The 23,902-nt window shown below is 65.5% G+C and carries 23 protein-coding genes and 1 riboswitch; of the genes, 8 read left to right on the top strand and 15 right to left on the bottom strand.

Features of this window, described 5'->3' with window-relative positions:
• Positions 1-14 precede the first annotated feature (14 nt).
• Genes cobT through cobA form a run of 4 tightly spaced genes read right to left on the bottom strand, consistent with a single transcriptional unit; the run spans position 15 to position 3,933 of the window.
• Positions 15-1,025 (bottom strand): nicotinate-nucleotide--dimethylbenzimidazole phosphoribosyltransferase, encoded by a 1,011-nt coding sequence (cobT, locus tag ABMA32_RS11070; protein WP_349013819.1) that lies wholly within the window; start codon positions 1,023-1,025, stop codon positions 15-17.
• Between the two features lie 45 nt (positions 1,026-1,070).
• The gene (locus ABMA32_RS11065; RefSeq protein ID WP_349013818.1) at positions 1,071-1,829 is read right to left on the bottom strand and encodes an adenosylcobinamide-GDP ribazoletransferase; all 759 of its coding nucleotides are present in this window, start codon (positions 1,827-1,829) and stop codon (positions 1,071-1,073) included.
• The gene (locus ABMA32_RS11060; protein WP_349013817.1) at positions 1,826-3,142 is read right to left on the bottom strand and encodes a cobyrinic acid a,c-diamide synthase CobB; all 1,317 of its coding nucleotides are present in this window, start codon (positions 3,140-3,142) and stop codon (positions 1,826-1,828) included. Before ABMA32_RS11060 ends, ABMA32_RS11065 begins: the two co-directional genes overlap by 4 nt.
• On the bottom strand, positions 3,139-3,933 hold the full coding sequence (cobA, locus tag ABMA32_RS11055; protein WP_349013816.1) for a uroporphyrinogen-III C-methyltransferase: 795 nt from the start codon (positions 3,931-3,933) through the stop codon (positions 3,139-3,141). Before cobA ends, ABMA32_RS11060 begins: the two co-directional genes overlap by 4 nt.
• An 11-nt stretch (positions 3,934-3,944) precedes the next feature.
• On the opposite strand from cobA, the gene ABMA32_RS11050 reads away from it, so the two are divergent.
• Positions 3,945-5,078, top strand: coding sequence for a cobalt-precorrin-5B (C(1))-methyltransferase (locus ABMA32_RS11050; RefSeq protein WP_425475519.1), 1,134 nt, complete (start codon positions 3,945-3,947; stop codon positions 5,076-5,078).
• Positions 5,079-5,083: 5 nt separating this feature from the next.
• Here the strand turns inward: ABMA32_RS11050 and cobM are convergent, their stop codons facing one another.
• Genes cobM through cbiE form a run of 3 tightly spaced genes read right to left on the bottom strand, consistent with a single transcriptional unit; the run spans position 5,084 to position 7,442 of the window.
• Entirely contained in the window at positions 5,084-5,848 is a 765-nt protein-coding gene (cobM, locus tag ABMA32_RS11045) for a precorrin-4 C(11)-methyltransferase (protein ID WP_349013815.1), read from the bottom strand.
• Positions 5,845-6,228 (bottom strand): cobalamin biosynthesis protein, encoded by a 384-nt coding sequence (locus tag ABMA32_RS11040; RefSeq protein ID WP_349013814.1) that lies wholly within the window; start codon positions 6,226-6,228, stop codon positions 5,845-5,847. The genes cobM and ABMA32_RS11040 overlap by 4 nt, the downstream gene beginning before the upstream one ends.
• The gene (gene cbiE, locus ABMA32_RS11035; protein WP_349013813.1) at positions 6,225-7,442 is read right to left on the bottom strand and encodes a precorrin-6y C5,15-methyltransferase (decarboxylating) subunit CbiE; all 1,218 of its coding nucleotides are present in this window, start codon (positions 7,440-7,442) and stop codon (positions 6,225-6,227) included. Before cbiE ends, ABMA32_RS11040 begins: the two co-directional genes overlap by 4 nt.
• A 251-nt stretch (positions 7,443-7,693) precedes the next feature.
• On the opposite strand from cbiE, the gene ABMA32_RS11030 reads away from it, so the two are divergent.
• Positions 7,694-8,434: a cobalt-precorrin-6A reductase gene (locus ABMA32_RS11030; protein WP_349013812.1), complete on the top strand. Its 741-nt coding sequence runs from the start codon at positions 7,694-7,696 to the stop codon at positions 8,432-8,434.
• On the opposite strand, the gene ABMA32_RS11025 is transcribed toward ABMA32_RS11030, so the two are convergent.
• From ABMA32_RS11025 to ABMA32_RS10990, 8 genes are all read right to left on the bottom strand, one after another.
• Entirely contained in the window at positions 8,416-9,192 is a 777-nt protein-coding gene (locus ABMA32_RS11025) for a precorrin-3B C(17)-methyltransferase (RefSeq protein WP_349013811.1), read from the bottom strand. The two genes, ABMA32_RS11030 and ABMA32_RS11025, sit on opposite strands and share 19 nt — an antisense overlap.
• Entirely contained in the window at positions 9,189-9,929 is a 741-nt protein-coding gene (locus tag ABMA32_RS11020) for a precorrin-2 C(20)-methyltransferase (protein WP_349013810.1), read from the bottom strand. Before ABMA32_RS11020 ends, ABMA32_RS11025 begins: the two co-directional genes overlap by 4 nt.
• Positions 9,926-10,558 carry a precorrin-8X methylmutase gene (locus tag ABMA32_RS11015; RefSeq protein WP_349013809.1) on the bottom strand — a complete coding sequence of 211 codons (633 nt, stop codon included), beginning with the start codon at positions 10,556-10,558 and terminating at the stop codon, positions 9,926-9,928. Before ABMA32_RS11015 ends, ABMA32_RS11020 begins: the two co-directional genes overlap by 4 nt.
• Entirely contained in the window at positions 10,555-11,901 is a 1,347-nt protein-coding gene (gene cobG / locus ABMA32_RS11010; RefSeq protein WP_349013808.1) for a precorrin-3B synthase, read from the bottom strand. The genes ABMA32_RS11015 and cobG overlap by 4 nt, the downstream gene beginning before the upstream one ends.
• Positions 11,898-15,233: a cobaltochelatase subunit CobN gene (cobN, locus tag ABMA32_RS11005; RefSeq protein ID WP_349013807.1), complete on the bottom strand. Its 3,336-nt coding sequence runs from the start codon at positions 15,231-15,233 to the stop codon at positions 11,898-11,900. The genes cobG and cobN overlap by 4 nt, the downstream gene beginning before the upstream one ends.
• Before the next feature lie 16 nt (positions 15,234-15,249).
• Complete coding sequence (gene cobW, locus ABMA32_RS11000) at positions 15,250-16,284, bottom strand: cobalamin biosynthesis protein CobW (protein ID WP_349013806.1); 1,035 nt, start codon at positions 16,282-16,284, stop codon at positions 15,250-15,252.
• A complete protein-coding gene (locus ABMA32_RS10995; RefSeq protein WP_349013805.1) occupies positions 16,281-16,703 on the bottom strand; it encodes a DUF1636 family protein in 423 nt (140 codons plus the stop codon). The genes cobW and ABMA32_RS10995 overlap by 4 nt, the downstream gene beginning before the upstream one ends.
• A 38-nt stretch (positions 16,704-16,741) precedes the next feature.
• A riboswitch (cobalamin riboswitch) is annotated at positions 16,742-16,940 on the bottom strand.
• Between the two features lie 54 nt (positions 16,941-16,994).
• Complete coding sequence (locus ABMA32_RS10990; protein ID WP_349013804.1) at positions 16,995-18,203, bottom strand: winged helix-turn-helix domain-containing protein; 1,209 nt, start codon at positions 18,201-18,203, stop codon at positions 16,995-16,997.
• Between the two features lie 325 nt (positions 18,204-18,528).
• Here ABMA32_RS10990 and ABMA32_RS10985 point away from each other — a divergent pair, with 325 nt between their 5' ends.
• From ABMA32_RS10985 to nuoF, 6 genes are read left to right on the top strand one after another with little or no spacing between them, the layout of a single operon-like run.
• Positions 18,529-18,894: an NADH-quinone oxidoreductase subunit A gene (locus ABMA32_RS10985; protein WP_349013803.1), complete on the top strand. Its 366-nt coding sequence runs from the start codon at positions 18,529-18,531 to the stop codon at positions 18,892-18,894.
• 8 nt (positions 18,895-18,902) lie between these two features.
• Positions 18,903-19,490: a NuoB/complex I 20 kDa subunit family protein gene (locus ABMA32_RS10980; protein ID WP_349013802.1), complete on the top strand. Its 588-nt coding sequence runs from the start codon at positions 18,903-18,905 to the stop codon at positions 19,488-19,490.
• 4 nt (positions 19,491-19,494) lie between these two features.
• Entirely contained in the window at positions 19,495-20,097 is a 603-nt protein-coding gene (locus tag ABMA32_RS10975; protein ID WP_349013801.1) for an NADH-quinone oxidoreductase subunit C, read from the top strand.
• A 19-nt stretch (positions 20,098-20,116) separates the two neighbouring features.
• Positions 20,117-21,307, top strand: a complete 1,191-nt coding sequence (locus ABMA32_RS10970; RefSeq protein WP_349013800.1) for an NADH-quinone oxidoreductase subunit D — start codon at positions 20,117-20,119, stop codon at positions 21,305-21,307.
• Positions 21,307-22,584: an NADH-quinone oxidoreductase subunit E gene (locus ABMA32_RS10965; protein WP_349013799.1), complete on the top strand. Its 1,278-nt coding sequence runs from the start codon at positions 21,307-21,309 to the stop codon at positions 22,582-22,584. The genes ABMA32_RS10970 and ABMA32_RS10965 overlap by 1 nt, the downstream gene beginning before the upstream one ends.
• 11 nt (positions 22,585-22,595) lie before the next feature.
• Positions 22,596-23,900 (top strand): NADH-quinone oxidoreductase subunit NuoF, encoded by a 1,305-nt coding sequence (gene nuoF, locus ABMA32_RS10960; protein ID WP_349013798.1) that lies wholly within the window; start codon positions 22,596-22,598, stop codon positions 23,898-23,900.
• Positions 23,901-23,902 lie beyond the last annotated feature (2 nt).

The raw sequence follows: 23,902 nt of genomic DNA, 5'->3' as shown, positions 1-23,902 counted from the left end.
GGCTTCCTTGCTGACTATTTATCGGAGACGCCGGCCTCGGCAAAACTCGCCATGCCGATGTGACAGGCCAGCGCTGAGCGCACGACATTGATCGCCAGCGCTGCGCCCGAACCCTCGCCAAGCCGCATGCCGAGATCGAGTAGCGGCCTCAGGTTCAGCGCTTCCAAGAGGCCGTGATGGCCGGCTTCTGCCGAGACATGCGCTGCGAGCGTGTGCGCCAGCCCGTTGGGATCGAGCCTCTGCAACGGCGCGGCTGCGGCGGTACAGACGAAACCGTCCAGCAATACGGGAACGTTCTTGTGCCGTGCGGCGAGCGTCGCGCCCATGATCGCGGCGAGTTCGCGGCCTCCCAGTGCGGCGGCGACCTTCAGCGGATCGCCGAGAGAAGCCTTGTGCAGGGCCAGGCCCTTCTCGATCGCGACCGCCTTGCGCTTCAGCCCGGCGTCATCGACGCCGGTACCTCGCCCGACCCATCGGGCTGGTTCTCCGCCGAACAGGGCTGCCGCCAAGGCTGCTGCGGTCGTCGTATTGCCGATACCCATCTCGCCGAAGCAGGCGAGGTCGGCGTCGTCCGCGACAGCCGCGTAGCCAGCCGAGACGGCGGCGAGGAATTCTGCTTCGTTCATCGCAGGTTCCTGCGTGAAGTCTCGCGTCGGGTGCTCGACCTCCAGCGGCACGACCGACAGTTCCGCGCCGGCCTGCCGCGAAAGCTGGTTGATCGCCGCGCCGCCGGCGGCGAAATTTGCCACCATCTGGTGCGTAACCTCGGCCGGGAAAGCAGACACGCCCTGCGCCGTGACACCGTGAGAGCCAGCGAAGACCACCACCTGCACCTTGTCGAGCTTTGGCATGGTGCGTCCCTGCCAGCGTGCCAGCCATGCAGCCAGTTCCTCGAGCCGGCCGAGGCTACCCTGCGGCTTGGTCAGCGTATCCTGGTGGGCAAGCGCAGCGGCCTGCGATCGTAGATCGCCTGTCGGCAGCGTCGTGCAGGCCGCGCGCAGTTCATCGAAGGATTTGAACGACATGGCGAAAAGAGCTCCGTGGTCGAGTCAAGGTTTTGAGAATTCGATTCAGGTGATGAGAGTGGCCGCCACGACCAGCACGGCGATTTCGCTGAGCTGCTGCAGCGCTCCCAGCGTGTCGCCGGTCTGGCCGCCGATCTGGCGCAGGCAGAGCGCACGAAATGCGAAGAAGACGAGGGCGAGGACGATCGCAGCGAGGGTCGCCGCAGTGAGACCGAGGCAAGCGACAAGAACCGCCGCGCCGATTGCAAGCGCAGTATAGGCGGTATTTGCCTCAACCTTGCCTGCGCCTGCTGCGAGGCCGTCCGTTCGTGCCGGAGGCATGATCTGCATGAAGGCTGGAATGAGCGCGCGGGAGACCGTGTGCGCGACGATCAGGCTCCAGAACGTCAGCGAGGGGCCGAACAGCGAAATCAGCGCGCTCCAGCGCAGCAGCATCGACATCATGAGCGCCGAAGCACCGTAAGCGCCGATGCGGCTGTCGCGCATGATCTCCAGCTTGCGTTCGCGGGTGGCTCCACCGCCAAAACCGTCGGCTACGTCCGAAAGCCCATCCTCGTGCAGGCAGCCGCTCGCCAGCATCGTGGCAGCAAGCGCAAGCGCGCCGGCTATCAGGAAGGAGACGCCGAGCCATACCATGACCACGTGCACCAGCCCGCCCGCCAGCCCCACGGCGAAACCCGCTACGGGGGCTGCCCAGATTGCCTCGCCGAGCGTGCGCGCGCCGAATTCGAGGCGCGGAAGCGGCAGCCGCGTAAAGAACACGAGGCACAGCGCGATATCGTCGACAATGCGTCTCGGGTTCATCCGTCCCTCGCGATCGCGTGGAAGAATGTCCCGCTGACCAAGCCGCGCCTGCCGCCCGAGACACCCAAGGCGTTGCCCTGACCGTCGGCAATCTCGGCCAGCGGCTCGTCGGAGCCGGGATCGATGACCCTGGAATAATGGAACTCGTGGCCGCGCACCGCGCTGCCCGAAGGGCCCAGCGCCGACGCGGCTTTCATGCGCGCCCGCCGGTAGCCGAGATTCATCTTGCGCTCGGCGTAGCTTGTCGCATGGGAAAGCAGGCCGAGCATCTCGTGCCGCTGGCCTTCCGCATCGACCAGACCTTCGCCCAGCGCCATGAAGCCACCGCACTCTCCGTGGACCGGCTTTCTCGCTGCGAATGCCTGCATGCCGGAACGAAAATTCTGCGCCGCAGCCAGTCTTCCTGCATGCAGTTCAGGATAGCCGCCGGGCAGCCAGCAGACGTCGCAGCTTTCGTCGGGTGCCTCGTCGGCGAGGGGAGAAAATGGGACGATCTCCGCGCCAGCCTTGCGCCAATGCCGCGCCACATGCGGATAGACGAAGCTGAACGCTTCGTCCTGCGCCAGCGCGATCCGCTGGCCCGGCGGGGGCAGCGCTGCCGAAGTGTCGCTGCCGATTGGTGCGAACGGCGCCATCAGATCGAGTACCCGATCGATGTCGATCGAGCGTTCCATGACATCGGCGAGACGGTCGATATGTGTTTCGATGTCGTCGTGCTCGCCGGCCTGCACCAGTCCCAGATGCCGTTCGGGCAGGCTGAGCGTAGGGTCGCGCATCACTGCGCCCACGACCGGTATGCCCAACGCCTCGATCGCTTCGCCGGCCAGCCGCCTGTGCCGTTCGCTGCCAAGCCGGTTGAGGATTACTCCCGCGATTTTGACGCCCGGATCGTAGCTGGCAAAACCCTTGGCTATGGCGGCAGCCGTCTGCGATTGGCCCGACACGTCGAGCACCACCAAAACCGGCAGTCCGAAGAGCTGGGCGAGATCGGCCGCTGAGCCCGAGCGTCCCGGTTCGGCGGGAATGCCGTCAAACAGGCCCATGGCGCTTTCGACGATGACGGCCTCAGAATCACCGGCTGCTTCCCCCGCAAGTGCCGACAGCAGTCCCGGCGGCATCGCCCAACTGTCGAGGTTGACGCCGTCCTTGCCCGTCGCGGCGGCGTGGAAACCGGGATCGATATAGTCCGGGCCGGATTTCGCGCCGCGAACAGCGATACCGCGCCTTGCCAGTGCGCGCAGCAGGCCGATCGTCACCGAGGTCTTGCCCGAGCCCGAACGGGGTGCGCCGATGATGACTGCCTTCGCCGTCATGCGCCGCTTCTCAACCTGTCGCGCAGGCTCACGATATGCCCGATCACGATCAGGGCGGGGGACACAATGTGCTCTCGGAAGGCTGCTTCCGCCAGCGTGCCCAGCGTGGCGGTCACGACGCGCTCCTCCGGCAGTGTCGCGCTCTCTACGAAGGCGGCGGGTGTATCGGCCTTGAGGCCGCCCTGCATCAGAGCAGCCACGGTATCGGCCATGTGGGTCAGGCCCATGTAGATGACGATCGGCTGGCCTGTTCTGGCAAGTGCCGCCCAGTCTGGGCGGTCGTCGCTCTGGGCGGCGAAGCCGGTCGCGAGGATCACCGCGCCGTTGATGCCGCGCATGGTCGCAGGAATGCCCGCAGAGGCAAGGCCGCCGAAAGCGGACGTGACGCCGGACAGCACGCGGTAAGGGATACCTTCCGCCGCCAGCGCCAGCGCCTCCTCGCCGCCGCGCGCGAAGACCAGCGGGTGGCCGCCCTTCAGCCGCACCACCTTGCGGCCTTCCTTGGCAAGCCGCACCAGAAGCGCGTTGATCTCGCCCTGCGGGATCGACAGCCTGCCACCGCGCTTGCCGACGAAGAACTTTTCGGCCTGCGTCGCGACCGCCACGACCTTCCCCGCAACCAGCGCGTCATGCACCAGCGCGTCGGCCTGCGCGAGCGCCGACAGCACGTCGAGCGTCAGCAGGCCGGGATCGCCCGGACCAGCACCGGCAAGCCAGACGTGGCCCGGCTGCAATTCCGGTTCGTCATGGGCTAGGCGCGCGATCGCCTGTTCGAGGAAAGCCTTGCTCATGCGTTTCCCCCATGACGCGCCACGTCGCGCGCCCTATAGATCACGCCATGGTCGAGGAAAACCTGCCCTCCGGAACGCCGCTGAAGCGCGGCTGGACAACCGGCGCCTGCGCCGCTGCCGCTGCCAAGGCCGCTGCCACTGCGCTTGTTTCGGGCGACTTTCCCGATCCGGTGGAGATCGCGCTGCCTTCCGGCCGCCGCGTCGCCTTCGCGCTGGCGAGTCACGATCTGTCCGAAGGCACCGCCACCGCCGCAATCGTCAAGGACGCCGGCGACGATCCTGACGTCACCCACGGCGCGCTGGTGACCGCCACGGTGCGCCGGGGCGCTGCCGGCTCCGGCATTACCTATGCGCGGGGTGAGGGGGTGGGTCTCGTGACGCGACCGGGCCTGCCGATCCCGCCCGGCGAACCGGCCATCAATCCCGTTCCGCGCAAGATGATCGCTGCGTCCGTTCAGGAAGCAGCGGGCGAGAGCGCCGACATCGAGGTCGAAATTTCCGTGCCGGGTGGCGAAGAGATGGCGACGCGCACGCTCAACGCGCGCCTCGGCATCCTCGGCGGCATCTCCATCCTCGGCACGACCGGTGTCGTCATTCCCTATTCCTGCTCGTCCTGGATCCATTCCATCCATCGCGGCATCGATGTCGCGCGCGCCATGGGCTTTTCCCATGTCTCCGGCGCGACCGGGAATGCCTCCGAGGTCGCGGCCCAGAAAATGTACCGCCTGCATGAGGTCCAGCTCATCGACATGGGCGACTTCGTCGGGGGCATGCTGAAATATGTCCGGGATCATCCCGTGCCGCGCGTCACGGTAGCCGGCGGCGTCGCCAAGATGACCAAGCTCGCGCAGGGCATGCTCGACGTTCATTCCGCGCGGGGCATGGCCGACCTCGATGCACTGGCTGTCGTCGCAGAAACGTCCGGTGCATCCGACGAGCTCGCGGCGCGGATGAGGGCGGCCAACACGGTCGCCGAGGCGTTTTCGCTTGCTGTCGGCGAAGGAATTCCGCTTGGCGGTGCCATCGCGTCCCTGGCGTGGAGCACCGCCGCTACGGTGCTCAAGGGCACCGGCATCGAACTCGAGCTTCTTGTCTTCAACCGCGACGGCGACCTGATGGGCAAGAAGGACTTTGCGGCGACCTGAGCGCATCAAAGTCCCTCCCGGCCGCGGAACCGCCGCTGGTAGTAGGCGTCGTACAGCGAACTTTCGCGAAAGCCTTCAGCCGCCAGCCCGCGTCCCACGAAGACGATGGCGCTGCGCTCGATCGGATCGGCGGCAAGCTTCGCCTCGATGTCGGCCAGCGTCCCGCGCACGACGCGCTCCTCCGGCCATGAAGCCCGGAACACGACTGCGACAGGGCAGTCCGCGCCATAGAGCGGCGTGAGGTCGGCCACGATCTCGCCGATCGCATGGATCGCGAGATGGATCGCCAACGTAGCGCCGGTCTTGCCGAAGCCTGCCAGCGTCTCACCGGGCGGCATTTTTGACGCGCGGCCCGAAACGCGGGTCAGCACCAAAGACTGTGTGACTTCCGGAATAGTGAGTTCACGTCCAAGAGCAGCAGCCGCCGCCGCGAAGGAGGGGACGCCTGGGGTCAGCGTGTAGGGAATGCCGAGCGCTTCCAGCCGCCTGATCTGCTCGGCAACGGCGCTCCAGACGGAGAGGTCGCCCGAATGGAGCCGTGCGACGTCCTGGCCGGCTGCATGCGCGGCGGCATATTCGGCCTCGATTTCGTCGAGCGACATTGGGGCCGTGTCGACAATTCGCGCGTCTGGCGGGCAGTATTGCAGCAGTTCCGCCGACATGATTGACCCGGCGTAGAGGCACACGGGACAGGCAGCGATCAGGTCGCGTCCGCGCACCGTGATGAGGTCCGCAGCGCCCGGACCTGCGCCGATGAAGTGCACGGTCACGGCTCAGCTCCGAAGGCGATTGCGCAGGTGACGGAGCCGACAATTATCCGCGGGCCGGCCAACCTTGCGCCTTGTCCGGCGGCTGCAAGCGCTGCGGCCTCGGAGACTGAAGGCGTGTTCGCCGTCGCCATGGAAGCTGCGGACTTGGTGAGAGTCGCCGCCGACACATCTTCCAAGGCCTTCTGGTCGATCAGGATCAGCGGAAGGTTCATCATGCCGCTCGCGGCGATAATGCCTGGTTCGTTCCCCTTCAGGCTCGCCGTTGCCAGCATAGCCAGCCCACTTCGATGCAGCGCGTGATCAGCCAATGCAAGATCCACCGCAACGACAACTTCCGCCGCGCTCACGCCCTTGCGACTGCCGATGCCCGCAACGATCATGGTTTTACCCACGACCACTGGGTCACCGGCATAGCGGGACGCCAGCCGCTCATCGAGCCGATAGCGGTTTCGCGCGAGATCGCGATGCGGACAAGGTCGCCGCCGAGCTCGGCGTGTTTCGCCAGCAGAAGGCCTTCCATTTCCAGCGTCACCGCATTGGCCACCAGCCGACCGCCTGCGGGCAGGGCGGATATTGCCGCATCCATCACGCCACCGTCTGTGCCGCCGCCGCCGATGAAGATCACGTCGGGTGTAGGCAGTCCAATCAGCGCGGCGGGTGCTGCTCCCTCAACGACCGTCAGGCCCGGCACGCCGAATGCGGTCGCGTTGCGCCGGATGCGCGCGGCCCGTTCGGCGTTTTCCTCGATCGCCACGGCGCGCATGGCGGGGTCGGCCAGCATCCACTCGATGGAGATCGAGCCGGAGCCGGCGCCGATGTCCCACAGCAATTCGCCGCGCCGGGGCGCAAGGGCAGCTAGCGTCATGGCGCGAATCTCGCTCTTGGTGATCTGCCCGTCATGCTCGAACAAATCATCGGGCCGTCCGGCCGTCAGCGGCAGGATGCGTGCCTCGCGATCCGATTCAAGTTCGAGCGCCAGAACGTTGAGCGGGTTGATGTTTTCGAGAACGAATTCGCTCGCGGACGTTGTCCGGATACGCTCGTCTGGCCCGCCCAGCGCTTCCAGCACGGTCAGCCTCGATCGGCCGAAGCCAAGCTGGGCCAGCAGCGCCGCTACCGCCCCGGGTCCGTCGCCGTCCGACGTTAGCGCCAACACGCGCCGACCCGATTGGAGCAGCGGGCGGATGAGGTCGATGGCGTGTCCGTGCAGCGACACCGTCTCGATATCCTGCAGCGCCCAGCCGAGACGCGAGGCCGCCAGCGAGAAGGCGGATGGAGCAGTGATCACGATCATTTCACCAACCGGCACCTGCCGCGCAAGCGTGACGCCGACACCGTGCAGGAACGGATCACCTGATGCCAGGACGCAGACCCTTTGTCCGCGCAAGGCGATGACTTCGCGCATAGCGGTATCGAACGGGCTCGGCCAGGCGCGCGATTTACCTTTGATCAGGCTTGCCGCCAACGCCAAATGCCGTTTCCCGCCGAAGACGATCTCGGCTTCGGCGACTAGTCGCTTGGCCGCATCGCCAAGTCCACTGACGCCGTCCTCTCCAATGCCGACGACGGAGAGCCATTTTGAGGAGGCCCTCATACTGCACTCCTCGAGAAGCGCAGGTTCCTCGCCCACGCGAAGCGAGGGAGAGGTGGCGCGCGAAGCGCGACGGAGAGGGGGGGCGGCCTGACTAGCTGAAGGGTCCCCCTCTCCGTCTCGCCCCTGCGGGTCGATCCACCTCTCCCCCACTTCGCGGGGGCGAGGAACCAGCGCCAACCTTGGCGAACGCCTCTCCCCGTATTCACCGTAAGCAGGTAAGGGTGAGGGGTAATGCGTGACTCCGGCACCCCATGAAGAAAATCCTCGTCCTCGGTGGCACCGCCGACGCCCGCCAACTCGCCGGCAAGCTCGCGGCTGCGTACGACGTCACCCTGTCGCTCGCCGGTCGTACCGAAAATCCGGTGGCGCAGGGTGTGCCGGTTCGAACAGGCGGCTTCGGCGGCGCGGAGGGACTTGCCGCCTACCTTACCGAAAACCGTATCGATCTGCTGATCGACGCGACGCACCCCTATGCAGCCCGCATTTCCGCCAATGCGGCGAAGGCCGCTGCGCTCGCCCATGTTCCGGCCATCGCGCTGCGTCGTCCCGCCTGGGAGCGGCAGCCCGGCGATCGCTGGACGCTGGTCGACAGCGCCTCGGAGGCCGTCGGCCTGCTCGGTGCGAGCCCGCGCAGAGTTTTTCTGGCTTTGGGCCGGCAGGAGCTGCTTCCCTTTGAAGCTGCGCCGCAGCACGCCTACCTCATTCGCAGCGTCGATCCGGTCGAGCCGCCGCTTCACCTGCCGGACGCCACTTACATCCTCGCGCGCGGACCGTTTTCCGAAGCCGGCGACCGCGCGCTTCTTGAGACGCACGGCATCGACGCCATCGTATCCAAGAACAGCGGCGGGCAGGCGACCTACGGCAAGATCGCAGCGGCCCGTGCGCTCGGCATCGAGATATTCCTGATACGCCGGCCGGCGCTGCCCGACATGCCGGCCGGCATGGATGTCGACGAGACGATGCGGCTCGCAGATCAAGCCTTGGCTCCCTGAGCAGACAAAAAGCGAGGCGTGTAGACCAGCGCAGGCTGTACGCCGCGCTCGATGACGCGCGTCTCAGCGGAACCGATGATCACGCAGGTCGCCATATCGGCCTGTCCCGCGTCCGCCTCGCCGAGCGGCGTCACCACGATCTTCTCATCGGGCCGTCCGGCGGCGCGGCCGAAGATGATCGGCGTCGTCGTTGACAGGATCGCACGCAAAAGCTCGAGGGCTTTGCCGAGTTGCCATGGCCGCGCCTTGCTGATCGGGTTGTAGAGAGCGATGACGAAGCCCGCCGTGGCCGCTGCTACCAGTCGGTTCTCGATGGTTTCCCAAGGCTTGAGGTTGTCGGATAGCGAGATCGCGCAGAAGTCGTGGCCGAGCGGCGCGCCGATCCGGGCGGCAACCGCCAGCATCGCAGTCACGCCCGGCACAGTGGTCATCTCGATGTCGCGCCATTCGGCCGGGCCTGCTTCGATCGCCTCGCATACTGCCGCGGCCATCGCAAACACGCCGGGATCGCCACCCGAGACGACCGCCACGCGCTCTCCTTCGGCGGCCTTCTGTAGCGCGGCCTGTGCGCGCGAAATCTCCTCGCGGTTGTCGGATGCGACTTTTACCTGGTCGGGCCGCAACTCCAGCCGGTCGACATAGGGGAAATAGCCGTAGAACCACTTCGCAGCCGCCACCGCCGCGCTCGCCTCAGGTGTCACCTGATGCGCGCCGCCGGGCCCGAGGCCGATCACGGCGATATGGCCGCCCTTGCTCATGGCTTCTCGGCCCATCCAGGCACGAGCACGATCGAGAAATAGGGTGCGTCGTCGTTGGTCTTGTCGGCCAGCCGCTCGGAGCGCGTGTTCGCCATCGTGCCGCGCTCGACATAGATGGCCCGATCAAGCAGGCCGGTTGCGGTCAGCGCTGCTCGTATCTTGGGCAAGTTGCGGCCGACTTTCATGATCACCGCCGCGTGTGTATCGGCCAGCCGTCGCGTCAATTCGTATTCGGACAGCGTGCCCGGCAGCACGGTCAGGATGTCGTCGCCCTGGACGATGGGAACGCCCGTCTGAGACCAGCATCCCGACATCGCCGTCACGCCCGGGATCACCTCAGTCGGCCAGCGTCCGGCGAGCCGCACATGCAGGTGCATGTATGACCCGTAAAATAGCGGATCGCCCTCGGAGAGCACGGCGACCGTCTTGCCGTCTTCGAGATGCGTTTCGATCCGTTGGACGGAGGCCTCGTAGAAGTCGGAGATCGCTGTCCTGTAATCCTTCGAATCCTTGTGGATTTCGGTCGTAACAGGGTAAACCAGCGGCAGTTCGACCCAGGCTTCACGGAAATACGGCCCGACGATGCCGCGCGCGTTGCCGTTGCTGCCGCGCTTGGCGAAATAAGCGACGACGTCGGCCTCCTCCAGCGCGCGCACGGCCTTCAGCGTCATCAGTTCCGGATCGCCGGGGCCTGTGCCGACGCCGATCAGGCGGCCGGTTTTCGTCTGTGCGTTCACAGTCCGGGCCTCGCCAGAGCATTGACGGCGGCGGCGGTCATCGCACTGCCGCCCATGCGGCCGCGGACAATTGCCCAGGGGATGCCAAGTCTGCTTTCGGCCAGCGCTTCCTTGGATTCGGCGGCGCCGACGAAGCCCACGGGCATGCCGATGATCGCAGCCGGCCTCGGCGCGCCCTTTTCGAGCATCTCGAGCAGATAGAAGAGGGCGGTCGGCGCGTTCCCGATTGCGACCACCGCGCCATGCAGCCTATCTCGCCACAGTTCCAGCGCTGCCGCCGAGCGCGTGTTGCCGATCTTCTTCGCGAGTTCGGCGGTTTGCGGATCGCGCAGCGTACAGATTACCTCGTTCTTTGCGGGGAGCCGTGCCGCCGTCACGCCCCGCGAGACCATCTCCGCGTCGCAGAGAACAGGCGCGCCAGCCAGAAGGGCGGCGCGTGCGGATGCGACGAAATCCTCGGAGAAGACGAAGTGCTGGGCGGCTTCGACCAGCCCACAGGCGTGGATCATGCGCACCGCGACATCGGCTTCAGGCTCGGAAAAGCGCGACAGGTCGGCTTCCGCGCGAATGATCGCGAAGGACTTTTCGTAGATCGCGTTGCCGTCGTGGATGTAGTCGTAAGCTGTCATGTCCCGTGTTTTCCGAAGGCTTCCGCAAGTCCGGAAAGCCCAATCATGTGAATGGCATGCGCCGTCGTTTCACCCGGCAGCCGTTCTGCCGAAACCAACCGCGCGACGTTGGCGAAAGCGCGCCCTGCGGCGTCGCGATCCGCAAAGGCCGCCGCTTCATCGCGCGCCGTACCGTCCGCGACAAGCCCGATTTCGCGTTCGCCGCCTACCATCGTCAGGGTCGACGCTGCCGGATGCGCGCATCCCTTGGCGCAACCGGAAACATGCAGGTGCAAGGATCCGTCGAAGAAGCCTGCATGTTCCCTGGCGATTTCGGCTGCGATAGTTCGCGCCGGTAAATACCCGGAAGCGCAGTCCGGCGCGCCGGGGCAGGCGGAGATCGACTGTGTGGGATCGTCAGGCGAGGTGATGAAACCGAGCGCTTCCGCCGTCCTGCCCAGTTCCCGCGCTGCCCTCTTCGAGCCGCAGATCGCCACCAGTGTCCGCTTTGGCGCGGGGCGGACGTCCTCTACGCCAAGCGTCAGCGCCTTTTCGGCGAAGGCTTTCAATCGATCGGCGCTGATGTGGCCGAAGGGAAGGGCGACGCCGAGGGCGAGCTCTTGGTTGCGCAGAGCGGTCTCTCCAATCAGCGACCTGGCCGCCTCTCGCCGTCCTTCCGAACCATCGACCAACCCTGATAATGTCGCGTCGTTCAAGTCCCGGCCGCGAGCCTGCCTTCCCATCTCCGCAATCCGGGAAAGCAGCGCCAGCGCGATATTGCAAGTCGCTTGTTCGTCGTCAGTAATGCCAAGCGGTCGCGCTGATTGTTGATCGCCCGCGATTGCCACAATCCAACCGCCACCCGTGACCGCAGTCAGCCTGACATCTGCCGCAACCTCGTCCAGCGCTGTCCTTCCGCCTCCGTCCACCACCACAGAAACCTTCGGCCCGAGCAGGCTTTCCAGTCCGGCTGCGGCGATGCCGGCCCGGATCGCCTCAGCAAGCGGCGTCGGGTCCGAAATCTCCCCGGGATCGAGGCCCGCCATCACGCCGGTCTGCACCGGGATGCCCGTGCGCACGGGAATGCCGAGCTTGTTGACGACTGCGGCAAACTCGACCGCCGAATCCGCCGTCAGTCCGCGTATCTGCACGCTGCCGCGGGCAGTGACTTCGACAATGCCGTTGCCGTGTTCGTCTGCCGCCTCGCAGAGCCCGATCAGCGCCTCCGGCGACACGCCGCCATCCACCGGGTTCAGGCGAACCAGCAGTCCGTCGCCGGTCTTCATCGGCGCGGACAGCGCCGGGCAGGCACCGCGTCGCGCGAAGCCGCCGGCCAATGGCCGTTCCGACGCCTGGACCGTCATGCGGCCTCCTGTGCGCCGCGCGCCTCGGCGATAAGCGCTGCAAGGTCGTTGTCTATGGAATTGCGCAGCGGGTTCCACAGGCCGCGCCGCCGCGCAGAGGCAAAACGCTCGGCGATGAAGGCGGCCGCCTTGGGATTTTCGCGGAGCATGAAGGCGCGCACGGCCTCGTTGCCGAGATAGGCGTCGTGCACCGCCTCGATCAGCGTGCCTGGGATGGCGTTGGTGGTTTCCGCGAAGCCGATCAACCGGTCGACGGTTTCGGCGAATTCGGAAGCGCCGCGTGGCCCGTGACGCATCTGGCCTTCGATGAAGCGCGCACTTGTCGCCCGGGCGCGAACGACACGCGCCACCGCCTGCGTCACCGAGCGCGGCTTGGGCTTCTTCGGGTCAGTGGTGTCGAGCATGATCACCTCGGCCTTGCCGCCGAGCAACGCGACCGCTGCCGAGAACCCGCCCACGAAGGCGACATCCGCCGAGCCTTCCAGGATGTCACGGCCCGGATCGTCGGCGGTGTGGATCAGAAGCTCGGCCTCGGCGATGCGCTCGGCGAAGGCTCCGGGCAGGTGCCGGCCATCACCTTCGGCACCGCCATAGGCATGCGAAGTGGCCTCCAGATAGGCGCGGCCGAGTTCCTCGCGGGTTTCCCAGCCGCCGCCGGACAGAAGCTTCTCCGGTCCGGCACCGTAAGTGCCGGGGGAGGATCCGAAGATGCGCGCCGGAACGCTGTTCTGCTCCCGTGCGGTCTCGGCGAGGGGATTTTCGGATGCGTCCTCGTTACGCTCGGCAACCGCCCGTGTCGCGGCGTCGATCAGCGCGATCTGGGTCGGGAACATGTCACGGAAAAGGCCGGAGATACGCCACGTCACGTCGACGCGCGGCCGGCCGAGCGTCGCGGGGGACAGCACCTCGATGCCGGTCACGCGGCCGGTCGCGGCATCCCATTGCGGCCCGCAGCCCATCAGAGCCAGCCCCTGCGCGATTTCTTCGCCGCCGGTGCGCAGCGAGGCAGAACCCCAGAGGTCGACGACCAGCGAGCGCGGCCAGTCGCCATGGTCCTGCATGTACTGACGCAGCACTTCCGACGCCGCGGCCTCACCGATGTCGAAGGCTGTCGAGGTCGGCATGGTGCGCGGGTCGGCGGTGAACAGGTTGCGGCCGGTTGGCAGCACGTCCTTGCGGCCGCGTGCTGGCGCGCCTGCGGGGCCGGCCGTGACGTGGCGGCCGTCGAGCGCGGCGATCAGCGCTGTGCGCTCGGCTGCGGCGCTGGTCTGCCGGATCGGTTCGTCATCGATTTCGGCGCGGCCATAGATGTGCAGCCCGTCCTTGATGGCGAAGTCCTTGAGGTCGCACAGCCAGGCGTCGATGCGGCGCAGCGCCTCGTCGGGCTGGTCCGTTTCAGCAACGCCGGCTTCCGACGCCAACCCTGTCTTTCCCGCTGTCTCGACGATCAGTTGCGCCAACCGGTCGCGTCTGCGGCGGTCCAGGCCGTCCGCCTGCGCATATTCGTCGACCAGCCGCTCCAGCTTCTGCTTGTCCTCATCCAGTTCGGCAGCCACCAGAGGCGGGGGCAGGTGGCCGAGCGTGACGGCTGAGATGCGCCGCTTGGTCTGTGCGGCCTCGCCTGGGTTGGAGACGATGAAAGGATAGACGACAGGCAGTGGCCCGGTAACGATCTCGGGAAAGCAGTTCTTGCCAAGCGCAACCGCCTTGCCGGGCAGCCATTCCAGGGTGCCGTGCGCGCCGACATGGACAAGCGCATCGACGCCGAGCGTCTCGCGCAGCCAAAGGCCGAAGGCGATCAGTTCGTGGCGCGGCGGCAATGTCGGGTCGTGATAATCGGCGCGGCGGTCCTGCGATTTCCCCCGGTCCGGAGCGAGCGCGACGGTGACGTTGCCAAAGGTCGCGGCCCGGACGGAGAAGTGCGGTGCTCTTAGGCTTGCAGGAACGCCCCACGCGGCTTCCACCGCTTTCGTTGCCTCTTCAGGCAGATTTGCCGACAGCGCGATATATTCTTCGAGGCCCAGACCCTCTTCGCCAGCCTCGACCGCATCCAGCAGTTCCCGCGCCGTTTCCGGAATCCCGTCAACGGCATAGCCGGCATCCTTCAGGTCGTGCAGCATGGCGAGTACGGAGTTCGGTACGTCGAGGCCCACCGCATAGCCTGTGCGTCCAGCCGCGCCCGGATAGTCCGGCATGATGATCGCCAGCCGGCGTTTGTCGCGCGGCGTCGTCTGCAGGCGCACCATGGCCTCGATGCGCGCTGCGACCTGCTCGACACGATCCGGTTCCGGCCGGTTGGCGAAAGCACGGAAGCCGAGTTCGGGATCGATGCCGCTGTCATCCTTGAAGGAGATTGCACCGGCGAGAAGGCGCCCGTCCAGTTCTGGCATGACGACATGCATGGCGAGGTCGGCCGGGCCGAGACCGCGCGGGCTTTTCTCCCATGCCTCGCGCCGCGTTGTCGCGACAATCACCTGCATGACCGGGACGCCGGCGCGGTCGAACAGCGTTTCGACACCTGGCTCCGCACCTGTCGCGAAGGCCGTGGCAGTAACGATCAGCGCTGGATTGAGGTCGCGCAACGCCTGTTCGACGAAGGCGGAGGACTCCTTGTCTTTCAGACTGGCTACAAAAATCGGGACGGGCTGCATGCCTTTGTCGGCAAGCGCCTGCGCCAGCGCCTCGATCGGCGCGACATCGGACGCCAGCAGCATCGAGCGGTAGAAGAGGATGGGGATGTTTGCGCCTTTGGCATAGGGCGGCAGCTTGGTGACAGCCTTCGCCACTGGATCATAAAATCCGGCTTTCGGCACTTCCAAGGCGTCCAGAGTCTGCACTTCGTGCCCCGCTAGCGCGGCCAGCCGGCGCACCAGCGCAATCATGTTGTGCGGGCCGCCCTCGCGGAAACAGGCGAGCAGCGCGTCGAGTTCGTCGCGCGGCAGCGTCGAGCATTCGACCAGACGCTCGTCCTGTTCGCGGCACTCTCCGGGCAGCAGCGCCAGTTTTACGCCGCGCGCCCGCGCCATCGCTGCGAGTTGGTCGCAGCCGTAGCGCCACCATTCATAGCCGCCGAGGATACGCACCAGCACCACCTTGGCCTTCGCGCCGACACTGTCGATCCAGAGATCGACGGACATCGGGTGACGCAGGTCGCGCAGCGCCGCGAGGCGCATGGAGGGCAGCGCGCCGGCTTCGGCCTTCCACGCCGCCGCCATTCCTGCCAGATCGCTGTCGGTGAAGGACAGCGCGACGATTTCTGCCGGCGATTGACGCAGATCGACCGGCTCGACGAGGTCGTCGAGCGAGGCAGACGATGTGGTCAGGATGTGCACGGCGGCCGAGGCTCCTTCAGCCGACCAGTATCTTCTCGATCGCCGGGCGGTTCAAACCCTTGAGGCCGATCACTACCAGGCGCGACCGGCGATCGTCAGCGTCAGTCCAGGCGCGATCGTAATAGTGGTTCACGCGCGGCCCAACACCCTGCACCAGCAGCCGCATCGGCTTGCCGTCCACCTGCACGAAACCCTTTACGCGGAGCACGTTTTCATTCTCGGCAGCGGCAGCCACGCGCGCCGCCAGTTCGTCGGGATTCACGATGGCAGGAATTTCCACGACGAAGCTGTCGAAGTCGTCATGCTCGTGGTCCAGCTCGTCGTCGTGATGGGTCTTGCGGTTCTCGATGTCGTCCTCGACCGCGAGGCCGAGGCCGAGCAGCAGCGAGGCGTCGACCTTGCCGTTGGCCGACGGCACGACCTTGACGCCCGGCCTTGCATGGTCGAGCGCAGCGTTGGCGCGGGCGGCACCTGCCGCATCGATCAGGTCGTTCTTGGACAGGATGATGAGGTCCGCACACGCTACCTGGTCGTCGAAAACCTCTTCGACGGGGTCGTCATGGTCAAGCGAATCGTCTGCTGCGCGTTGTTTGGCCAGCGCGTCCATGTCGGTCGCGACCTGACCGTCGGCGAGTGCCGCGCCATCAACCACCGCGACCACGCCATCGACCGTCACGCGGCCCTTCACCGTCGGCCACTGGAACGCCTGCACCAGCGGCTTGGGCAGGGCCAGCCCGGACGTCTCGATGATGATGTGGTCGACCTTAGGGGAACGCGCGAGGATCTGGTCGAGTGCGGGCACGAAATCGTCGGCCACGGTGCAGCAGATGCAACCGTTGGCCAGTTCGACGATGTTTTCCTCCGGGCAGGAGTCGATGCCGCAGCTGCGCAGGATGTCGCCGTCGACGCCGACATCGCCGAATTCGTTGACGATCAGCGCCAGCCGCTTGCCCTTGGCGTTCTCGAGCAGGTTGCGGATCAAGGTCGTCTTGCCGGCGCCGAGGAAGCCGGTGACGACGGTGCAGGGGACGCGGGAAAGCGAAGCGGTCATGCGATGTCCTTGAGGATGCCGAGGGGAGGGATGCGCGCGACGAGGCCGCGCTTGAGCGAATCGGGACGGCCGCGCCAGGGGATCAGGCCGTCGGTCGAGCCGGCGAATAGTTTTGCGCCGGCGATGAGGTCGGGGCCGCTTTCGGCCGTGAGATCGCCGAAGACGTAGCTCCAGCAGCCGTCGCGCAACAGGGCGGCCGACAGGCGGCGCCTGCAGTTGCCGAGGCAGTCGACGGTGGTGACTCGGATGTCGCCTTCGGACGCCAGTTTCGTGCGGTCTGCGAGAATCGTGCCCGCGCGAGGGTGGGCGTCGGAGCCGGTCTCGTCGCGACAGGTCCCGCAGACAACGACGGTCACCGCCGAAAGATCGGCGGGCGCGGACGCGGCTGCCCCTTCAGGGGAAATGTCGTCGGCCTTCAAAGCACGGCTCCCTGTCCGGGACACCCGCCGGACGGTCGGTATCACTATCGTTGACGGCAGGTCTCCTGGCTTGCGGGTCGCCGCCCTTGCCGCCTTCCCGGAACTGTCCAGTGGCTTTCGGCTCGGGCTCGTCGCTTACAGTTGCGGGGACAGCCGCGGCGTTGGGTTTTCGCCCGCACCGCATTCCCTCTTAGCCTCTTCCGGTTGGGGAAGAGGACCGTCATCGCGGATTTAGGCTTGGTGGCCGTGTCGAGTCAACGCGCGGGTACGACGCGGAAGGTTGCGCCAGCGTCACTTTGCGCCGGCGAGTTTCACCAGTGCGGGGCCAAGATCACCTTTCGGCAAGACCTCCATGCGTTCAAGCCCGAGCCAGGATTGCATGAGGCGGAACTCCCCCAGCAGCTCGGCAGCGGTCTCGGGCGGTGCGCCGGCCTGGGCGTAGGCGGCGAGGACGCGCAGGACGCCGGCGGGGCGGTCGGCCTTGACGTCGCAGCGCGCGACGATGGTGTCGCCGAGCAGGAAAGGCAGGACGTAATAGCCGTACTGGCGCTTCTCGGCGGGCGTGTAGATTTCAATGCGGTAGAAGAAGTCGAACAGGCGCTCGGCGCGGGAGCGCTCGAAGACGAGCGGGTCGAAGGGCGCGAGCAGGGCGCGGGCCTGCACCTTGCGCGGCATGCGGGCGCCGGTGTGCAGCCACGCGGGCTGCTTCCAGCTCTCGACCTTGACCGGGACGATCTCGCCTTCCTCGACCAGTTCCTCCAGCCGGCCCTTCATGTCACCGGGGTTGAGGCGGAAATAGTCGCGCAAATCGCCATAGGTGGCAACGCCGAGCGCGCGGACGGAATGGCGCAGCAGGTCGCGATGGGCGTCCTCGGCCTTGGGGTGAGGGACGTCAAAGATGTCCTTGGGAATGACGCGCTCCGGCAAGTCGTAGAGCCTCTCAAAGCCGCGCCGGGAGTGCGTGGTGATACGCCCGGCCCAGAACAGCCATTCAAAGGCGTGCTTCTCGTCCGACCAGCCCCACCAGCCGCCCTTGCCCTTGGCGCCCTCTATGTCGGAGGCCGCAAGCGGGCCGCGCGAAGCGACCTCGGCGTAGATCGCGTCGATCAGCGGCATGTTCTGTTGCGCCCAACGGGCAAGGCCGCCGTAGATTTCGCTTTTGTCATTGTCGGCGGCGCGCTGCATGCGCCACTGCATGAGCGGCCAGGTTTCCAGAGGCAGGAAGGAGGCCTCGTGCGCCCAGTATTCGAACAGACGGCGTTTCTTGCCCGACGCGGCCTCGTCCAGCAGGGTGGTCGCGTATGGGCCTAGCCGCGAGAAAAGCGGCATGTAGTGGGCCCGCACGACAGCGCTGACCGAATCGATCTGCAGCAGTCCGAGGCGGCCGATGACGCGATTCAGGTGACGGCGATCGATAGGACCAGATGGACGCGGCTCTGCGAAACCCTGCGCCGCGAGCGCTACGCGTCGCGCGGTCGGCAGTGAGAGCTTTTCTTTCATGCCGAGAAGTAACGTTGCGGAACGCGGGAGGGGTGTGGTTTCACAGGCTGCAAATTCGTTGATTTTCGAGCCATTCTAGCAGGCTTTCCAGCCGAATACTGTCAGGAGAATAAAGTGGAGTAAAATGGTAAGGAATTCACGGAGATGCTAAACGTTGGAAGTGCCTTCTTTCGGTCAAGGTTTGTCTTGCTTCACCGTGACTGCTGCGCTAACCCTCCCGCGTTGCAGCATGAACCCCGAACGGTTCTGTGTACGCTCTGTCGCGCTTCCTCAATCGGGTCCCGTGCTGTAAACCAAACTGGATCGTATCCGCGGATCTGAGGCAATGAGCGAACTCCTGGGCTCCTACCTGCCCGTCGTGATCTTCATCGGCGTTGCGCTGTTTGTCGGCATCGCGCTTGTCGTGGCGCCTTTCCTAATCGCCTACCGCAACCCGGACCCCGAAAAGCTTTCTGCTTACGAATGCGGTTTCAATTCCTTTGACGACGCCCGCATGAAGTTCGACGTGCGCTTCTATCTGGTGTCGATCCTCTTCATCATCTTCGACCTCGAAGTGGCCTTCCTGTTCCCGTGGGCGGTTTCCTTCGGTGAAATCGGCGTGTTCGGCTTCTGGTCCATGATGGTCTTCCTCGGCGTGCTCACCATCGGCTTCATCTATGAATGGAAGAAGGGAGCGCTGGAATGGGATTGAGCCCGACCATGACCCCCACTGCGACCAATACGGGCGGCACGCTGGTTGCCCCTACGCCAAAAGGCATCCTCGACCCGGCTACCGGCAAGCCGGTCGGCCATGACGATCCGTTCTTCGGCGCCATCAACGAGGAGCTTTCCGACAAGGGCTTCCTCGTCACCTCGTCGGAAGCGCTGATCACCTGGGCGCGCACCGGCTCGCTCATGTACATGACGTTCGGCTTGGCCTGCTGCGCGGTGGAGATGATCCACTCGGCCATGCCGCGCTACGATTCCGAGCGCTTCGGCATCGCGCCGCGGGCCTCGCCGCGCCAGTCGGACGTGATGATCGTCGCCGGCACGCTGACCAACAAGATGGCGCCTGCGCTGCGCAAGGTCTACGACCAGATGCCGGAGCCGCGCTACGTCATCTCGATGGGTTCGTGCGCCAATGGCGGCGGTTATTATCATTATTCCTATGCCGTGGTGCGCGGCTGCGACCGCGTGGTGCCGGTCGATATCTATGTTCCCGGCTGTCCGCCCACGGCGGAAGCGCTGATGTACGGTCTTCTCCTGCTGCAGAAGAAAATCCGCCGTACCGGCACGATCGAGCGGTGACCCCATGAGCGAGGCGCTTCAGGGACTTTCCGAGTATCTTGCCAGCAAGCTCGCCAGCAAGATCGTCAATACCGAACTGGCGTATGGCGAGTTGACAGTCACGGTGGCCGGCGACGACCTGCTCGAGGCGATGACGCTATTGCGGGACGACGCGTCCTGCCAGTTCGTCTCGATCGTTGATGTGTCCGGCGCGGACTATCCGTCGCGCGTGCTGCGCTTCGATGTCGTCTACCACCTGCTGTCGCCGAAGAAGAACCTGCGCATCCGCGTCAAGGTCCAGACTGACGAGGATACGCCTATTCCGTCGGTAACCGGCATCTATCCCGGCGCGGACTGGTACGAGCGCGAGACCTACGACCTCTACGGCATCCTGTTCTCAGGCCATCCGGACCTGCGCCGCATCCTGACCGACTACGGTTTCGAGGGCCATCCGCTGCGCAAGGACTTTCCGGTCACCGGCTTCGTGGAAGTCCGCTACGACGACGAGGTCAAGCGCGTCGTCTACGAGCCTGTCGAACTGAAGCAGGAATTCCGCAATTTCGACTTCCTCTCACCTTGGGAAGGCACCGAATACGTGCTGCCGGGTGACGAGAAGGCGAAGCAGTGATGCGGCAGAGCTAACGATCATGAGCGAACTTTCCGTCCGCAACTTCAACATCAACTTCGGCCCGCAGCATCCGGCCGCGCACGGCGTGTTGCGCCTTGTGCTGGAACTGGACGGCGAGGTCGTCGATCGCGTCGATCCGCATATCGGCCTGCTTCATCGCGGCACCGAGAAGTTGATGGAGCAGAAGACCTATCTGCAGGCGGTGCCCTATCTGGATCGCCTCGACTATTGCGCTCCGATGAACCAGGAGCACGCTTACGCGCTCGCGGTCGAGCGGCTGCTGGACATCGAATTGCCCAAGCGCGGCCAGTTGATCCGCGTTCTCGTCTCGGAACTCGGCCGCATCCTGTCGCATATTCTCAACGTCACGACGCAGGCCATGGACGTCGGCGCACTGACGCCGCCGCTCTGGGGCTTCGTCGATCGCGAGAAACTGATGGTGTTCTACGAGCGCATCAGCGGTTCGCGCATGCATGCGGCCTACATCCGGCCGGGCGGCGTCCATCAGGACATCCCTGACCAGGTGCTCGAGGATATCGGTACCTGGACGGCGCAGTTCCTGAAAACGATGGACGATCTCGACAATCTCCTGACGCCCAACCGCATCTTCAAGCAGCGCAACGTCGACATTGGCGTGATTTCGCTGGAAGACGCCTGGGCCTGGGGCTTTTCGGGCGTCATGGTGCGCGGTTCCGGCGCGGCGTGGGACCTGCGCAAGTCGCAGCCCTACGAATGCTACCCGGAAATGGAATTCGACGTCCCGGTCGGCAAGAATGGCGACTGCTATGACCGCTACCTGATCCGCATGGAAGAAATGCGCCAGTCGGTGAAGATCATCCGCCAGTGCCTGGAACGCCTTCTCGGCAAGGATCGCGGCGGGCCTGTGTCGAACACTGACGGCAAGGTCGTGCCGCCGAGGCGGGGCGAGATGAAGCGCTCGATGGAAGCGCTCATCCATCACTTCAAGCTCTACACCGAAGGCTATCGCGTCCCGGCGGGCGAGGTTTACGCGGCCGTCGAGGCGCCCAAGGGCGAGTTCGGCGTCTATCTCGTGTCCGACGGCACCAACAAGCCATACCGCTGCAAGCTGCGTGCGCCGGGTTTCGCGCATCTGCAGGCCATGGATTTCCTGTGCCGTGGCCACATGCTGGCCGACGTGACCGCCGTTCTAGGCTCCCTCGACATCGTGTTTGGTGAGGTCGATCGCTAATGTCCGTCCGTCGCCTCGCAGATATCTCCGAACAGCCCGCTACATTCGCGTTCAACGCGGAAAACAGCACCTGGGCTGAAAGGACGATCGCCAAATACCCTGAAGGCCGCGAGCAGTCGGCCGTCATTCCGCTGATGATGCGGGCGCAGGAGCAGGAGGGCTGGGTCACCAAGGCCGCGATCGAGAAGATCGCTGACATGCTGGAAATGCCTTATATCCGCGTGCTCGAAGTCGCTACCTTCTACACCCAGTTCCAGCTCAAGCCGGTCGGTACGCGCGCCCACATCCAGGTTTGCGGCACCACGCCCTGCATGCTGCGCGGGTCGGAAGACCTGATGAATGTCTGCCGCAACAAGATTCATCACGACCAGTTCCACACCAACGAGGATGGAACGCTGTCGTGGGAAGAGGTCGAGTGCCTTGGCGCCTGCGTGAACGCGCCGATGGTCGCGATCTTCAAGGACACCTACGAAGACCTGACGCCCGAGCGGCTGGAAGAGATCATCGATGCGTTCGAGCAGGGCAAGGGTGCCGATGTGCCTGTCGGCCCACAGAATGGCCGCATCTTCTCCGCCCCGCTGACCGGGCAGAAGACGCTGCTGGACGAGACCGCCGTCCTCAAGGTCACGCGCGATCGCATCATCGCCGAGGAAAAGGCTGCTGCGGATGCCGCTGCTCCCGCGCCTGAGGCCGAGGTGGCTCCTTCCAATGCAGCGAAGCCGAAGACCGATGCGCTGGAGACCAATCCTGCCATCAAGTCGCCTTCGCCCGAGAAAGCCTCGCCGGAGGCTGAAAAGGCCGCCAGTGCCGCTGCGCCGGCCCACAATCCGGCGGCCGCCAACAAGGCAGAGCCCGCGCTGGGCGGCGAGGAAAAGCAACGCAAGTCGCGCTCGCCAAAGTCCGAACAGGCGTCTCTTGCGTCGCCCGAGCTGCTGCGCGACGAACCCATCGGCGCTGCGGGCAAGAAGCCGGCAAAGACGGAAAAGCCTGCACTTGATCATCCTGACCGTCCCGCTGGCATCGAAAAGCCGGCTGCGGTGGACGATCTCAAGATGATTTCCGGCGTCGGGCCGAAGATCGAGGGCATCCTCCATTCGCTCGGCATCTATACGTTCGCGCAGATCGCAGAGTGGAACGACAGCCATCGTGGCTGGGTCGACAGCTACCTGAACTTCAAGGGCCGCATCGACCGCGACGACTGGGTCAAGCAAGCCGAGGCGCTGCACAAGGGTGGCGTCGAGGAATACGTCCGCGTTTTCGGCAAGAAACCGGTCTGAGGGCTTAGAGAATGCTTCAGGACAAGGACCGCATCTTCACCAACATCTACGGCCAGTTCGACCGGTCGTTGAAGGGCGCGATGGCGCGCGGCCTCTGGGACAACACCAAGGGTCTCATCGACAAGGGTCGCGACTGGATCGTCAACGAGATGAAGGCGTCCGGCCTGCGCGGGCGTGGCGGCGCAGGCTTCCCGACCGGCCTGAAATGGTCGTTCATGCCCAAGCAGAGCGATGGCCGTCCGTCCTATCTGGTGGTCAACGCCGACGAATCCGAGCCGGGCACCTGCAAGGACCGCGAGATTCTGCGCCACGATCCGCACACGCTCGTCGAGGGCTGTCTCGTCGCCGGTTTCGCCATGGGCGCAGTCGCCGCCTATATCTATGTGCGCGGCGAGTTCATCCGCGAGCGTGAGGCGCTGCAGCGGGCGGTCGACGAGGCCTACGACGCCGGGCTGATCGGCAAGAACAACAAGAACGGCTACGACTTCGACATCATCGTCCACCACGGCGCCGGCGCCTATATCTGCGGCGAGGAGACGGCGCTGCTCGAAAGCCTCGAAGGCAAGAAGGGCCAGCCGCGCCTGAAGCCGCCGTTCCCGGCCAATGTGGGCCTCTACGGCTGCCCGACGACCGTGAACAACGTCGAATCCATCGCGGTTGCGCCGACCATCCTGCGTCGCGGCGCTGCCTGGTTCTCGTCCTTCGGCCGGCCGAACAATGTCGGCACCAAGCTCTTTTGCGTCTCGGGCCACGTGAACACCCCGTGCACGGTCGAGGAAGCGATGTCGATTTCGTTCCGCGAGCTGATCGAGACGCATTGCGGCGGTATCCGCGGCGGCTGGGACAATCTGCTGGCGGTCATTCCCGGTGGTTCCTCGGTGCCGATGGTGCCGGCCGAGCAGATCATCGACGCGCCGATGGATTTCGATGCGTTGCGCGACCTGAAATCCGGCCTCGGCACGGCTGCCGTTATCGTCATGGACAAGTCCACCGACGTCGTGAAGGCGATCGCGCGGCTTGCCTATTTCTACAAGCACGAGAGCTGCGGCCAGTGCACGCCGTGCCGCGAAGGCACCGGCTGGATGTGGCGCGTCATGGAGCGGTTGGTGCGCGGCGAGGCGCAGAAGCGCGAGATCGACATGCTGCTCGACGTCACCAAGCAGATCGAAGGTCACACCATCTGCGCGCTGGGCGATGCGGCGGCGTGGCCGATCCAGGGCCTGATGCGGCATTACCGCGGCGAGGTGGAGCGCCGCATCGACGAGTTCTCGCGCAACGCGCACCGGGTAGAACCAGTGCTGGTGGCGGCGGAGTAGGG

It is taken from the genome of Mesorhizobium quangtriensis, assembly GCF_040081925.1.
GTDB lineage: Bacteria > Pseudomonadota > Alphaproteobacteria > Rhizobiales > Rhizobiaceae > Mesorhizobium_K > Mesorhizobium_K quangtriensis.
The sequence above is the reverse complement of the archived record's forward strand: the minus strand, read 5'-3'. Positions and strand labels throughout refer to the sequence as shown.

What these genes read in the sequence shown, in the direction of transcription:
- ABMA32_RS11065 (WP_349013818.1), bottom strand. Translation starts at nt 1,829, where the DNA reads ATGAACCCGAGACGCATTGTCGACGATATCGCGCTGTGCCTCGTGTTC.
- ABMA32_RS10980 (WP_349013802.1), top strand. Translation starts at nt 18,903, where the DNA reads ATGACCCCCACTGCGACCAATACGGGCGGCACGCTGGTTGCCCCTACG.
- ABMA32_RS10965 (WP_349013799.1), top strand. Translation starts at nt 21,307, where the DNA reads ATGTCCGTCCGTCGCCTCGCAGATATCTCCGAACAGCCCGCTACATTC.
- ABMA32_RS11025 (WP_349013811.1), bottom strand. Translation starts at nt 9,192, where the DNA reads ATGAGCAAGGGCGGCCATATCGCCGTGATCGGCCTCGGGCCCGGCGGC.
- ABMA32_RS10990 (WP_349013804.1), bottom strand. Translation starts at nt 18,203, where the DNA reads ATGAAAGAAAAGCTCTCACTGCCGACCGCGCGACGCGTAGCGCTCGCG.
- cobG (WP_349013808.1), bottom strand. Translation starts at nt 11,901, where the DNA reads ATGACGGTCCAGGCGTCGGAACGGCCATTGGCCGGCGGCTTCGCGCGA.
- cobT (WP_349013819.1), bottom strand. Translation starts at nt 1,025, where the DNA reads ATGTCGTTCAAATCCTTCGATGAACTGCGCGCGGCCTGCACGACGCTG.
- ABMA32_RS11030 (WP_349013812.1), top strand. Translation starts at nt 7,694, where the DNA reads ATGAAGAAAATCCTCGTCCTCGGTGGCACCGCCGACGCCCGCCAACTC.
- ABMA32_RS10970 (WP_349013800.1), top strand. Translation starts at nt 20,117, where the DNA reads ATGAGCGAACTTTCCGTCCGCAACTTCAACATCAACTTCGGCCCGCAG.
- ABMA32_RS10985 (WP_349013803.1), top strand. Translation starts at nt 18,529, where the DNA reads ATGAGCGAACTCCTGGGCTCCTACCTGCCCGTCGTGATCTTCATCGGC.
- ABMA32_RS11015 (WP_349013809.1), bottom strand. Translation starts at nt 10,558, where the DNA reads ATGACAGCTTACGACTACATCCACGACGGCAACGCGATCTACGAAAAG.
- ABMA32_RS11060 (WP_349013817.1), bottom strand. Translation starts at nt 3,142, where the DNA reads ATGACGGCGAAGGCAGTCATCATCGGCGCACCCCGTTCGGGCTCGGGC.
- ABMA32_RS11040 (WP_349013814.1), bottom strand. Translation starts at nt 6,228, where the DNA reads ATGATCGTTGCGGGCATCGGCAGTCGCAAGGGCGTGAGCGCGGCGGAA.
- cbiE (WP_349013813.1), bottom strand. Translation starts at nt 7,442, where the DNA reads ATGAGGGCCTCCTCAAAATGGCTCTCCGTCGTCGGCATTGGAGAGGAC.
- ABMA32_RS11050 (WP_425475519.1), top strand. Translation starts at nt 3,945, where the DNA reads ATGACGCGCCACGTCGCGCGCCCTATAGATCACGCCATGGTCGAGGAA.
- cobW (WP_349013806.1), bottom strand. Translation starts at nt 16,284, where the DNA reads ATGACCGCTTCGCTTTCCCGCGTCCCCTGCACCGTCGTCACCGGCTTC.
- nuoF (WP_349013798.1), top strand. Translation starts at nt 22,596, where the DNA reads ATGCTTCAGGACAAGGACCGCATCTTCACCAACATCTACGGCCAGTTC.
- cobA (WP_349013816.1), bottom strand. Translation starts at nt 3,933, where the DNA reads ATGAGCAAGGCTTTCCTCGAACAGGCGATCGCGCGCCTAGCCCATGAC.
- ABMA32_RS10975 (WP_349013801.1), top strand. Translation starts at nt 19,495, where the DNA reads ATGAGCGAGGCGCTTCAGGGACTTTCCGAGTATCTTGCCAGCAAGCTC.